Here is a 12,285-nt window from a genome sequence, read left to right as displayed (position 1 = left end):
TCGGCTATCTAGATTTTCACCCCTTTGATACAAATTTCTTATATTAAAATGGAGACTTGGCAGCCTCCGCCAGCTATTAAATATCTATATATTTATGTGTTGATAATGATTTATCCCAGCTCCCCCAACTGTCGTTTAGCCTCAAATAAACCTACAGCGGCGCTGACGGAGAGGTTCAAACTCCTGACTCCAGGCTGGCTCATCGGAATAAAAACTGTGGCGTCGCAGGCATCCAAGACGAATTGGGGAATGCCTACAGTTTCCGAGCCAAACATCAGCCAGTCGCTGGGCTGAAATTGGAATTGCGCGTAATTGCATCGCCCGCCAGTGCTGAATCCGATCGAGCGTCCCCCCCGCTGCTCCCGATAGGCCAGAAAAGCCGCTAAGTCTTCGTGGCAGTGGAGATTGACGTAGGGCCAGTAATCTAAGCCGGCCCGTTTCAGGTAGCGATCGCTAATTTCAAACCCCAGCGGACCAACTAAATGCAGTTCTGTGCCTGTGGCAGCGCAAGTGCGGGCGATATTGCCAGTATTCGGGGGGATTTGCGGGTGAATCAAGACAAGTTGGGGCATGAAGCTAATTAAAAGCGTAAAATACAGCTATTGGGAAATTTATCAAACTACCCACAGGTAGATATACCTTATAGCTTTTATTTATAACCTTTGTCGAGCTCCATTGATTAAATATTCTGATTTGTTTTAAGGGCGGCGCTCTGCAAATTTTTCGCGGGAGGTTCCGGCTAATTTTATTATTGGTCCAGTACGCATAGCCAGGGGGCTAGTGAAAGCCCCCGTTATAATAACGGCCGGTACTTCAGGCAACTAACTGGGCGCACAAGTTGTCTTCTAGCTCCCATTCTTGGTGAGCCATGCCATCAATCCCTTGCAGAATAATACTGCGGGTGTCCGAACCGCCCTCGTGCAGCTTCAACCACTGCTGGGCCGTGTTGCCTTCCCGGAGAATCTTTTTGAGGGGCGAGAGAAAGCAACTAAAGCCGCGTTTTTTGGCTATCGGCCAAACTTCGCGGTAAATTTCCTCAATCCAATCTCGTGCCAGAATAGTTCTGCCGTCTTGCCAGTGGGTAAGTTCGGCATCCAAACTTTGCCGGGATGCAGCAATTTCGTTGGCGTCTGTGAGAGCAACTAAGTCTTGGTTGCGGGTGCCCGCCGGTAAGGTGCACAGTTCTAAGGGGTCTAAGCTGGGGTCTTCCATCATCTGCCAAATGCGAGCTTCTAGTAAGGCAGTGATGGCTAACAAAGCCAGAGGATTGACTTCGAGGTCGCAAATTCTCAGTTCGAGGCGGTTGAGACAGTAGGGGCGACGATCGCCATTTGGTCGCACTGCCGACCACAAATGGCGGACGTTTTGCATAGTACCGAGTTCTAGCTGTTCTTCAGTCCACTGAATGTAATGCTTGTGACTTTCAAACAGGGGAACGATGGCGGGAGTTTTGGGAAACAAACCCCACCGAGTCGAATGATAGCCCGTGACTTCGCCGTCGAGGAAGGGGGAAGAGGCGCTCAAGGCAAGGTATAGCGGTGCTTCTACGCGGGCGAGGCGGATGGCGCGCATCAGCATTTCTGGTTGGGAGATGCCGATGTTGATGTGAATGCTGGCGGTGACGACTTTGGTGCCGTAGGTTTGCTCGATGTAGGTGTGGTAGGGGTTGTTGGGATCGGATCGGTAAAATCGATCGCTCCCTCCGAGAGACAAGGTACTTCCCGGCAGCAAGGTATAGTCGCCCAATTGTTTTAAATACTCGCGCAGCCGGACTCGTGGCTTGACTAAGGCACACAACAGGCGATCGTAGCTGCACAGCGGGGCGGTCGTGTACTCCACATTGCGGCTATCAGGCTCCCGGACAAATCCCTCTAGATCGGCGACTATGCGATCGGAGAGACCGACAACCTCACCTTCTGGAGTGCCGGTATACATTTCTACTTCAAAGCCTTTTGATAGCAGCACGTTTGTTCCTCAGCTAAGTTGAGTGCTAGTTTCTAGTATCCCAAAAATTGACCTGTTCATACTATATTCCACTAGGTAGAGTTGAAATTTTTCGCGAATGGCACTGAAACCGGGTTTTTCTGCCCCAGCAACTTTGAGCGTTTGTGTGTTAGTTGCGATCGGGCTGGCACGACAAATACTGCCATCGCCAAGAGTTTCCGAGGTGGTTTTAGACTCAGAAAAGCCGTTTGTTCGATCGGGGGCGTATTTCATGAGGCATTTGTGACGATCAAACTTATGGTGAATAGAACCCACTCCTGCCTCAGTTCGACATCTGTTTTCTGCCTTGAGGGGGATAGCCGCAGATATATCTTGGGTGCGATTCTAAAAGAGGGCTCTGCAATATTTTTGAGCTATAAAATTAACCCCTAAAAATCCCTGTGAAAGAGCAAGAAAGAACCCCTCCCAATTTTTGGAATATGCTAAGCAATTTAGCCTTAGTCCGGTTTTTGCTTTTATTTGCTTCTGGTTGGGCTGGACTGCAACTTTTAGCTTACTTTGAAACAGCAGTCGCGGTTTTCACGATTTCTGCACTCGTGGCTTTTTTGCTCAACTATCCGGTGCGAACTCTCCAAAGATTTTTACCGCGAAGTTTAGCTGTCGGCTTCGTTGTCTTGCTCACCATTTTAGTTTTTGGCGGTCTCACCGTCACTGTAGGCGTCACTCTTTTATCTCAAGGACAGCAATTAATTGACAGTATGACTGAATTTGTGAATGCTCTGGCGCCTCTGTCCGAGCGCATCGAAGCATTCCTGCGGGCGAGAAACCTGCAAGTTAACCTGCGAGTTATTGAGGAACAACTGCGAAATCAAGCTTTGGCGGGAGTTGTTTCGAGTATTGCTTTTTTACAAGTATTTTTAACCAATTTATTGAATTTAATATTAATTATGGTTGTGGCTTCTTTCATGTTACTTGATGGAGAGAGGCTGTGGCTGTTAGTTCTCAAATTTATACCTCGACACCTGCACAGGCGTTTAAGTATAACAATAGAGAAAAACTTTTTAGGATTTTTTCAGGCACAAATCCTATTAATGTTATTTTTGACAACAGCAAGTTTTTTAATTTTTCTGCTGTTAGATGTTAAATTTCCCTTGATTTTAGCCTTTATTATCGGATTGTTTGATTTAGTTCCAGGGATCGGAGCGACGCTGGGGATTAGCTTAGTTTGTTTTATTGTCTTGTCTCAAAATGTGTGGCTATCTTTAAAAGTATTGGCAGCTTGCATTGTTTTACAGCAAATTCAAGACAACTTTATTCATCCGAGACTCATGCAAAATTCCCTTAATCTGAATCCGGTAGTGGTATTTTTTGCACTGTTAGTCGGGGCAAGATCAGCAGGACTTTTAGGTATATTTCTGGCTATTCCGCTAGCGGGAGTGATAGTTAGCTGGTTTGACATTGAAGAAATGCAAGCGGAAGGTTAATTGATACAGCCATCCTATTTTATATCAAATCAGGCTGCAAAATCCGATTTTAACTTGCCGACTAGAAGTCCCATGCTTCAAAAACTCTCCTGTGTCCGACGCGCAAATAAAAATCAAGAGAAGTAAAAAGAAAAAAGCAACGTAGGGTACACCTCACATCTTGCACCATTCTCGCTTAACAGGCTGTCCGGCCTGTTCCACAAAGAGTGAATTTTCTTGTGGAACAGGCTGTCCGGCCTGTTCATAAAAGGATTATTGAGAATGGTGCAACATATGAGGTACACCTTACTGCGTACAGTTAATGAATAAATTGCAAGTCAGTAGGAAATCTTTCTTCTTCTGGTTCTGGATCATAAATGTAATCGCAGTCAAAACGCAGAGCTTGAGAGTGGCGACTGATAGAAAATCCGCAATTACTCACCATTTCTGTAGTAAAAGTTGCCATGACTAACTCAATAAGCTTTCTGTAGGAAATGTTAGGCAGTTGAACGTAATAGGTGCGTCTGGCAAAAAAGATTCTCTCATCTTTCGGTATAATTATGCCATTAATTCTGTGTGCGTATTGAATCGGCTTGATATAGGTTTCAATAAACTGTGACTGATTTTTTTGTAGTCTCGCTAATCTTTCGTGTTGCAACCAGCTCATTTGAAACACAATTTTAATAAATTCAAAACCCAAAATGTAGTTAAAAACATTATTGCGTTCTTCTGTACTCAAGACGAAGCGGAGTGCAGATTCTAAATATTGGTCAGTTTCTCGGCGTGCTTGTTGAGCTGAGTGGATATAAAATTGTTTGATGTAGCTTCTTAAATCTGATTCGTTTAATTGTTTTTTGACTCGGAATCTGATTAAATACTCTTGGACTCGGTGTAGAGTATCTACATCTTCAAACATTTTTGAGACTAAACCGTCGGCTGTATAATCATCTAAAAATTCTGCTTGTAAGTCGGGAGTAGATGCACACAATATGTAGCAGAGGGACAAGACATAGCGCCGCTGGTTCCAAGGCAAGCTTTGGGCCCAATCTTTAACTTCTACAGGGAGTTTTTGCAGCACGGTATCTGTGTGGGGGTGTTGAGCAAGGTCGGCATCTTTATGTTTTTGTTTAATCATTGCCTGAAACCTTATATCAGTAAGTATACAGAGTAGTAGATCGCAGATGATGGGAGAGGGGAGCTGCGAGGGAGGGCTGCTAGTTATTCTGTCTTATTTTCTTGCCATCTATCTAAATATACATTCAGGAGGGAACAGAGGCCGTGATCTGTCTCACACTTTAGCGAGTTTTAAATCACAAATGCTAGCTCTTCGCATCACTTTTTGCGACTGTGAGTGTCACCCATAAAACTTATTCAAGTCACCGGCGCAACAGTGGGTTTCGTTGAGGATTAAATTGGGTGATTCATAAGTTTTTGTTAGTAATGATTACTGAGATCAATCAGGAACTTGACTACAAGTATTTTCCCGGAAAATCAGTGCAAAGACTTAACTTTTTGCAATGCTATCGTGCAACCAGTGCGACAGTGGCTCGATAGCATTGCAGTGGGGGAGCCATCAGTAACTCAGTGATGTGCCAACTTATACTCGCCCGATGTTCTTGGGAGAGAGATATTCAGTTATGGGGACACCATCTTTTCTACATACCGCCTATGTACAAGCTTAATCCTGTGTATGAGGAATTCAGGGGGTTACGCTTTCGCTCGCTCTCGTTTTTGGGCGGGGTCAGTCAGAACAGATACAAGTTTCCGACAAGAGTAGTGAGCAACCCAAAATTTGAGATCCTAGTTCCAACTCCCAGATGTATCTGTGGAGTAAATCTAAAATCGAAAATCGACTGAGGTATGCGCCGAAGATGTAACCCTGTACTACTGATTGAGGGGTGTCATACCTCGATCGCCCATTGAGCTCAATTATTTATGGGGTCTATCGCTCTGGTAGTTGCGAGAGCCATAATTTAAGCCATAATTGTTGATAATATCAATGGATGCCTCTCGATAGGAGTGGGTATCCATCGTGGCGCTTAAGGTAAAAATAACATCAAACGGTAGCAGCAAAAACAATAACTATAAAAATAGTTTAATAATCTACGTGGGATGAGGGAAGTGAATATGTTTAACGCAACTGAACTGCTTATTAAGGCTTTTGTCAATCGCCTCATTGAAGGCTACCGCCACACTTATGGCGGGTTTAAATCTGACTATGGCGAGATTATTGCTTGGGTGGCGAGTATGGCTTTAGAAAATATTGCTAATAGCGATGCTCTTTACCATAATGTCGAACACACTATTTTAGTGACCTTGGTGGGACAGGAGATTCTGCGCGGCAAGCACATCCGCGAAGGGGGTGTTTCCTGCGAAGATTGGCTGCACTTCCACATTGCTTTGCTATGTCACGATATCGGGTATGTTAAAGGTGTTTGCCGGCAAGATAGAACTGATTTGGGACTGTATGCGACGGGAATAGGCGACCTGAAATTAACGCTGCCTCCGGGGGCGACGGATGCTAGTTTGATGCATTATCATGTCGATCGCGGAAAAATGTTTATTGACGAGCGTTTTGGCGGTCACAAACTGATTGATGCTGAGCTGGTTAAACGTAATATTGAGCTGACTCGTTTCCCGGTTCCTACAGATGAAGATTATCAAGATACGGTAAATTATCCGGGTTTAGTTCGGGCTGCTGATTTAATTGGTCAGTTGAGCGATCCGCGATATTTGCAAAAGATTGCGGCGCTGTTTTACGAGTTTGAGGAGACTGGGCAAAATCTGGTTTTGGGCTATCAGAATCCGGGGGAGTTGCGGGATGGTTATCCGAAGTTTTATTGGAATGTGGTTTATCGGTATGTGAAGGATGCGATCGGCTACTTGGAACTGACGCAGCAGGGGAAACAAGTTGTTGCTAATTTGAGCGCGAATGTGTTCCGGGTGGAGCATTCTGAGGTGGAACTTGAGGAGGTGGCTGTAGTTCGTTGATTCCTGGTCATTGCAGGAAAGCAATCCCAGCGCTGATGCCTGGTCATTGCGAGAAAGCAATCCCAAGAAAATGCGTAAGTCTTGATATAATTCAGCAATCCTGTTGATATTGAAGCGCTAAATCTTCGATGAGTTCCACCATTGCGCGAACCATAGGCATTTTAGTGAGAATTTCGATCCAATACCATTGCCCGTTGGGATTGAGTTCGATAAAGTAGAGGGTGTCATCCTCGTCGCGAATGATATCGAATGCACCAAAATTTAAACCAAACTCGTCAAGCATTTGATGAAGTTTGTTGAGGTACTCGATCGGCAACTTGTCGGGAACGTGAACGAGTTTATCTGGTTCGATAACGCGCCAATCCAAAGTCACGTCTGCATCGTTGGTATGCTGGGCATCAATGCGACAGACAAAATCATGCTTACCAATTAATGTAACGCGATATTCTGCCTTCTTTTGAATGCGTTTCTGAATAAAAACGGGTGCCAATCGAATGCTCTCTCGAAATGCTAAGAGTGTTTCTACATCAATGGGGCGAGTATAACACGCATACTGCTTTTCATCATGTAAAAAACCGGAGTAGCGCATCGGTTTGACAATCCACTTTCCCTGTTCTGTTACAAAGTTGCAAGCAGCATCGTAGGAATTTGTGACGAGAGTTGGAGGGATAGTAATTCCCAGTTTTTGAGCAATGGGGATTTGGTTGATGCGATGAGATGGCAATCTCATCTTGTAGTAGTTGTTGACCCACTTCGCTTTAGGATATAAACCAGACAGAGAGTACATCAAAGATTCTGTTTCTTCTTGACAATACTTGATTGCCCAAGCATCATCAACTTCTGGAAAAACTTGATATTCGTTAGGTTTGCGCCACCAAATCACGCCGATTTCTTGAACTTCTTTCAAGGAGTCTTCAAAAGACAAAAAACTTTGACTTGGATTGCCAGAAGCTTGCCACGAGTAAGCATATTTGCTTTTTTGAATAAAATTTTCTGAATTCAATCGAATTGGTCGAATATTTGCTTCTTGCAATTCGTTGATAATGACATCCGCATGAAGGTCTGTCTCGGAAGTCACGATTAAAAGGTCAGTCATACTATTTTAGATTTTAGATTTTAGATTGGAAATGACGGATTATGTATTGGTTTCGAGCTTGTGTGCAGTTGCATTTTTTTTGGAAACTGGTATCACAACCAAACCAATTGAAATAATGTTGACAGTGAAAGACCTGTAATGTAAAAATTAATACAGGTCTTTCAAGAAAAGAAAAAGCGATCGAAAGAGTTTGTTGGCTACAATAATTTTTAGTCGTCCTCTTTCTGATCAGCGTCACTAGGATTCAACCAATGTGGAGTAGAGGCATTGCGAGTAGACCAAGAGCCGCTCATGGAGGTGATGTTAGAGGTCTGCGTACTCGGATCGTAGCTAGATTGCTCTTGGGGGATGCTGTACTTGGGCGAGATGCTCAGGTGCATCATCAAAGGATTTGCTTTTTTGTCGAGAGCGAGTTGGGTAGTTGTCATAAGTTAGTTTTTTTGAGCGATGGTTTTACATTCACAATGCTACAGTTTGCCAATTAATTTGTATAGTCGAAAAAGGTCGGATAAAGTCGTATAATATAAAAAGTTTTGATACAGCTTTAATCGTTTTTGTATTTAAGGCGAAAATAGTCGGATCTAGACGGTTTTAGTTCGATCGCTCGGATATTGTGAGGAGGCGTGGGTGAACGTTAAGGAAGCACTGGCTTTTGCGGATGAAGTGGTCTTTGCGAAAACTGGCAAGCATTTAGATGATATGCAAGTTGGCGTGATTGAGGGCGTTTTGAAGCGGCAAAAGTATGGGGATATTGCCCAAGCGCTGAACTGTACGGAGGGTTATGCTAAAGATGTGGGCTACGAGCTATGGGAGTTGTTCTCGGATGCTTTTGGAGAAGAGGTTAATAAATTAAATTTGCGATCGGCACTGATTCGGAAGTCAAGGATTAGCAACGTTACTGGTGGCGTCATTACTGGCCATCATGTTACTCATAATCATGTAATCGGATCGGTGAATATCTGCACATCACAGGAAGAGTCGCCTGAGTTTTTGCGGGGAAAGCAGCGGGCTAAAATGGAGGCTATCCAACGCTTGCAAGCAATAGGATTGAGCGACGAGCAGATCGCGCAATGCTTGGATATGACGCTAGAAGAGATTCGACAAGTAGATTTGACAGAATAGAAGATAGAGCAAGCGCTAATGGCTGATGGACTTCATTATTGATCGGCTCAAGCTTGGATAGAGCATCCGATATCCAGTTTTGGTAACTCGCCCAATCCATTTTCCCAATGGGTTAAAATAATACTTAATTCATTTTAAAATAGATTGACCGTGAGATTCATTAACCCCAAAATCGAGTCTGCTTTCAAAAGAATTTTCTGCTCCAGCGAAAGCAAACCAATTTTAATCAGCTTTCTCAATGCCATGATTTATGATGGCAATCCCACCATCGCCGACTTAGAAATTATCGACCCGTATTTAGCATCGAGAGTTCCGTATCTCAAAGACTCTTACCTGGATGTCAAAGCCAGGCTTGCAGGAGGCGCAACTGTAATTATCGAAATGCAAGTTTTAAATGTAGCATCTTTTGCGAAACGGGTGGTTTACAATGCTGCAAAAACTTACTCTACTCAACTGATTCGCGGTCAAGGTTACTTTAAGTTAAAACCTGTAATTGCTTTGACAATTACAGATTTTGAAATGTTTGACAATGACAAAGAAGTAATTTCTCACTTTGTGTTCAAGGAGAAAAAGCGTTTATTTGATTATGTCGATCCAGAGATTGAACTGATATTTATCGAATTGCCAAAATTTAATAAACAATTGGATGAGTTAGAAACTTTGACTGACAAGTGGATTTATTTTATGAAAAATGCTCCCAGCTTGGAAATAGTGCCGTCAACAATGGAAACAGTATCGGAAATACAGCAAGCCTTTGCAATTGCCAATGAAACTAATTTGAATCCAGAGGAGTTGGCAGATTTAGAAGAACGTGAAATGTTTATTCTGGATCAGCAGGGTGTCTTGCTCAAGGGAATTGAAAAAGGAATCGCACAAGGCAGAGAACAAGGCATCGCAGAAGGCAGAGAAGAAGGAGTCGCGCTAGGAATGAGAGAAAAGGCTCTAGAAATTGCTAGGCAACTTCTCAATGTCCTTGACAATCAAACCATTAGTCAAACTACTGGTTTGAGCGTTGAAGATATCCAAAATTTGCGGGAGGAATGAAAGGAAGGGAAAATGTGCGATCGCACAATTAGTGTACCTTTTCTCGTTACCAGGCTTAGCCTGGTAGCGCAGGTTTTTGACGCTCTGGCTCTTTGATTGAGAATTACGCTAAATATTAACTCTCATCCACCTAATGCTTAAGGATGAGTCTGCCCTCTCTCTAAAGGAAGATTCCATTAAACGAGTAAATTCCGTATGATGCTGTAAAAGTCAGTCAGAGGGGAAAGCTATCTCCGACTCTAGCTCCGAATAACTGACCAATCTTACAATATAAAAAAATACATCTCATGACACCCGTCACTCCCAATCAAACTTCCTCTCAATACGAAGTTAGCGAACCCGAAGAAAAAATTGAGTCTCTGGTAGAAGAAGTTAAGCCAGAAAGTGAACTCGATTTAGAATTTCTCTACACCAGAGACATTGAATTCCGACAAGAAACAATTTATTTCATTGTAGTCGATCGCTTTTACGACGGCGACCCCACAAATAACGAAGGCCCCAACCCAGAACTTTACGATCCTGAAGGGAAAGATTGGGGCAAATATTGGGGCGGCGACTTGCAGGGAGTTATCGACAAACTCGATTACTTAAAAGATATGGGAGTTAGCGCAGTTTGGCTGACTCCACTGTTCGAGCAAGTTGAAGCATTATTTGTCGAACAAGCTGCAATTCACGGCTACTGGACTAAAGATTTCAAGCGACTAAATCCCCGCTTCATTGCCACAGGCGACAATCCTTCTATCAACCAAACACAAGAAACTAAAGATACCGTATTTGACAAATTAGTACACGAGTTGCACCAGCGAAACATGAAACTCGTACTTGATATTGTCTGCAATCACAGCAACCCAGATTTTAGTGGCAAAAAAGGGGAACTCTACGATGACGGCGTAAAAATAGCTGACTTTAACGACGATGAAGATGACTGGTATCACCACTATGGCGAAGTCACAAACTGGGAAGATGAATGGCAAGTTCAAAACTGCGAACTGTCGGGTTTAGCAACTTTCAACGAAAACAATATTGCCTACCGGAATTACATTAAGTCAGCAATTAAACAATGGCTGGACAGAGGTGTTGATGCTTTGCGGGTTGATACAGTCAAGCATATGCCTATTTGGTTTTGGCAGGAATTTAATGCTGACATTTTAACACACAGACCTGATGTTTTCATTTTTGGCGAATGGATTTACAGCGACCCTAGAAACGATCGTTCTGTGGAATTTGCCAACGAGTCGGGGATGACTATTTTAGATTTTGGTCTGTGCGTGGCAATTCGAGACGTATTGGGAAAGGGTGCGGGCGCGGGATTTAAGTTAGTCCAAGATGTTCTGAATTTGGATCACCGCTACTACGGGGCGACGGAGTTGATTACTTTTATTGACAACCACGATATGCCGAGGTTTCAGTCGTTGAATCCCGCTCCAGAAATGCTGCTGTTGGCGATAGGTTTAATTATGACGACTCGCGGCATTCCCTGCATTTATTACGGCACCGAACAGTACCTGCACGATGATACAGATGGGGGAAATGACCCCTACAACCGCCCGATGATGGAAAAGTGGGATACTGATTCGCCGATTTACCGAGCTGTGCGATTGCTGTCGGGATTGCGGCGGCTGAATCCAGCTATTTCGATGGGGAGTCAGTGGCAAAAATATCTAACTCCTGATGTTTATTGTTACGTGCGCCGCTATCGCGATTCCGTGGTGTTTGTAGCGATGAATCGTGGCAGTTCTGTTACAACAATTAAAGAGGTGGATACTGAGCTGCCTGATGGAGAGCATACCGAGGTTTTATCGCGCCGTAAGTTTGAAGTTAAAGATGGGATGCTGTACAACTTAGAGTTGGGTTCGCAGGAAGTAATGATTTTTAGCCGCGTCGGAGAGCGAGTTAAGGCGAAAACTATTGTGCGGGCGCAGCTTAACAGCGTTAGAACTCAGCCTGGGGAAAGAATTGTGGTGATTGGAGATTGTCCTGAATTGGGGAATTGGGATATTAGTAAGGGCTACCCGTTGGAGTATATCAATACTAATACTTGGTTTGGGGAAATTCCTTTTAATGAAAGTGCGGGGAAGTTGATTTCTTATAAGTATGCGCTGCTACGGGAAGGACTGTCGCCGCTGCGAGAAAATCTGGTTTGTCGCCGCTGGGTGTTAGTTTCGGAAGGGACTGTGAAATGGCGGGATAAGTGGGCGAGTGGACGGGAGTCTTAATAGTTTTGATTTGTGAGTTTTGAGTGAGATAGTTTTAGGCAATGAAACCGGGTTTGATGAACGAAAATGCTTCCTTAAGGCTTTCGATTATCTTTTTAAAACCCGGTTTATTTAGTAGGTACGTAACTGCTGTGAGATTTAATTGGTAACTGCAACTCATCCCAATTTACTATGAAGTTGCACTTAATATAGCTTCAAGGATATAGTCCCAACCACAGAGAGATAAAACTTCTTCATTCGTGAGAGATTTGATAATTGTATTTACCTGTTCTTTGAGTTTATCTAAACTCGAATAATTTTCTCACTTGAGGTCTTTTTTTGTATGTTCCCACGTATCCCCTCAATAATCCGTGGGTAGCCAATCAAGAGAAATGCTATGACCACAACCGCTTGCTCCCGGTCATCATCA

The 12,285-nt window shown here is 43.6% G+C and carries 12 protein-coding genes; 6 read left to right on the top strand and 6 right to left on the bottom strand.

Translation table 11 applies throughout. The annotated features are described in order from the left end of the window. Positions 1 to 110: 110 nt before the first annotated feature. The 3 genes from QUB08_RS26310 to QUB08_RS26300 form a co-directional block, all read right to left on the bottom strand. The gene (locus tag QUB08_RS26310; RefSeq protein ID WP_332983637.1) at positions 111 to 572 is read right to left on the bottom strand and encodes a tRNA (cytidine(34)-2'-O)-methyltransferase; all 462 of its coding nucleotides are present in this window, start codon (positions 570 to 572) and stop codon (positions 111 to 113) included. 241 nt (positions 573 to 813) lie between these two features. After that, positions 814 to 1,965 (bottom strand): glutamate--cysteine ligase, encoded by a 1,152-nt coding sequence (gene gshA, locus QUB08_RS26305; protein ID WP_333228502.1) that lies wholly within the window; start codon positions 1,963 to 1,965, stop codon positions 814 to 816. Between the two features lie 9 nt (positions 1,966 to 1,974). Continuing rightward, positions 1,975 to 2,217 (bottom strand): hypothetical protein, encoded by a 243-nt coding sequence (locus QUB08_RS26300; protein WP_333228500.1) that lies wholly within the window; start codon positions 2,215 to 2,217, stop codon positions 1,975 to 1,977. Positions 2,218 to 2,384: 167 nt separating this feature from the next. On the opposite strand from QUB08_RS26300, the gene QUB08_RS26295 reads away from it, so the two are divergent. Then, a complete protein-coding gene (locus QUB08_RS26295) occupies positions 2,385 to 3,428 on the top strand; it encodes an AI-2E family transporter (RefSeq protein ID WP_333228498.1) in 1,044 nt (347 codons plus the stop codon). A gap of 298 nt (positions 3,429 to 3,726) precedes the next feature. Here the strand turns inward: QUB08_RS26295 and QUB08_RS26290 are convergent, their stop codons facing one another. Next, on the bottom strand, positions 3,727 to 4,542 hold the full coding sequence (locus tag QUB08_RS26290; protein ID WP_333228496.1) for a cobyrinic acid a,c-diamide synthase: 816 nt from the start codon (positions 4,540 to 4,542) through the stop codon (positions 3,727 to 3,729). Positions 4,543 to 4,994: 452 nt separating this feature from the next. On the opposite strand from QUB08_RS26290, the gene QUB08_RS26285 reads away from it, so the two are divergent. Beyond that, positions 4,995 to 5,264, top strand: a complete 270-nt coding sequence (locus QUB08_RS26285) for a Mo-dependent nitrogenase C-terminal domain-containing protein (RefSeq protein ID WP_333228494.1) — start codon at positions 4,995 to 4,997, stop codon at positions 5,262 to 5,264. A 270-nt stretch (positions 5,265 to 5,534) separates the two neighbouring features. Continuing rightward, positions 5,535 to 6,398 carry an Npun_R2479 family HD domain-containing metalloprotein gene (locus QUB08_RS26280; RefSeq protein WP_333228492.1) on the top strand — a complete coding sequence of 288 codons (864 nt, stop codon included), beginning with the start codon at positions 5,535 to 5,537 and terminating at the stop codon, positions 6,396 to 6,398. A gap of 91 nt (positions 6,399 to 6,489) precedes the next feature. Here the strand turns inward: QUB08_RS26280 and QUB08_RS26275 are convergent, their stop codons facing one another. Then, on the bottom strand, positions 6,490 to 7,494 hold the full coding sequence (locus QUB08_RS26275; protein ID WP_333228490.1) for an MvdC/MvdD family ATP grasp protein: 1,005 nt from the start codon (positions 7,492 to 7,494) through the stop codon (positions 6,490 to 6,492). 209 nt (positions 7,495 to 7,703) lie between these two features. After that, complete coding sequence (locus QUB08_RS26270) at positions 7,704 to 7,922, bottom strand: hypothetical protein (protein ID WP_333228487.1); 219 nt, start codon at positions 7,920 to 7,922, stop codon at positions 7,704 to 7,706. A 199-nt stretch (positions 7,923 to 8,121) separates the two neighbouring features. Here QUB08_RS26270 and QUB08_RS26265 point away from each other — a divergent pair, with 199 nt between their 5' ends. From QUB08_RS26265 to QUB08_RS26255, 3 genes are all read left to right on the top strand, one after another. After that, positions 8,122 to 8,616, top strand: a complete 495-nt coding sequence (locus QUB08_RS26265) for a hypothetical protein (RefSeq protein ID WP_333228486.1) — start codon at positions 8,122 to 8,124, stop codon at positions 8,614 to 8,616. Positions 8,617 to 8,766: 150 nt separating this feature from the next. Beyond that, positions 8,767 to 9,660, top strand: a complete 894-nt coding sequence (locus QUB08_RS26260) for an Rpn family recombination-promoting nuclease/putative transposase (protein WP_333228484.1) — start codon at positions 8,767 to 8,769, stop codon at positions 9,658 to 9,660. 287 nt (positions 9,661 to 9,947) lie between these two features. Continuing rightward, on the top strand, positions 9,948 to 11,876 hold the full coding sequence (locus tag QUB08_RS26255) for an alpha-amylase family glycosyl hydrolase (protein ID WP_333228482.1): 1,929 nt from the start codon (positions 9,948 to 9,950) through the stop codon (positions 11,874 to 11,876). The last annotated feature ends 409 nt before the right edge of the window (positions 11,877 to 12,285 follow it).

Source organism: Microcoleus sp. BR0-C5, assembly GCF_036705045.1.
Classification (GTDB): Bacteria; Cyanobacteriota; Cyanobacteriia; order Cyanobacteriales; family Microcoleaceae; genus Microcoleus.
The sequence above is the reverse complement of the archived record's forward strand: the minus strand, read 5'-3'. Positions and strand labels throughout refer to the sequence as shown.

Coding starts and splice junctions, on each gene's coding strand:
- QUB08_RS26310 (WP_332983637.1), bottom strand. CDS start 572: ATGCCCCAACTTGTCTTGATTCACCCGCAAATCCCCCCGAATACTGGC.
- QUB08_RS26300 (WP_333228500.1), bottom strand. CDS start 2,217: ATGAAATACGCCCCCGATCGAACAAACGGCTTTTCTGAGTCTAAAACC.
- QUB08_RS26290 (WP_333228496.1), bottom strand. CDS start 4,542: ATGATTAAACAAAAACATAAAGATGCCGACCTTGCTCAACACCCCCAC.
- QUB08_RS26285 (WP_333228494.1), top strand. CDS start 4,995: ATGTGCCAACTTATACTCGCCCGATGTTCTTGGGAGAGAGATATTCAG.
- QUB08_RS26280 (WP_333228492.1), top strand. CDS start 5,535: ATGTTTAACGCAACTGAACTGCTTATTAAGGCTTTTGTCAATCGCCTC.
- QUB08_RS26275 (WP_333228490.1), bottom strand. CDS start 7,494: ATGACTGACCTTTTAATCGTGACTTCCGAGACAGACCTTCATGCGGAT.
- QUB08_RS26270 (WP_333228487.1), bottom strand. CDS start 7,922: ATGACAACTACCCAACTCGCTCTCGACAAAAAAGCAAATCCTTTGATG.
- QUB08_RS26255 (WP_333228482.1), top strand. CDS start 9,948: ATGACACCCGTCACTCCCAATCAAACTTCCTCTCAATACGAAGTTAGC.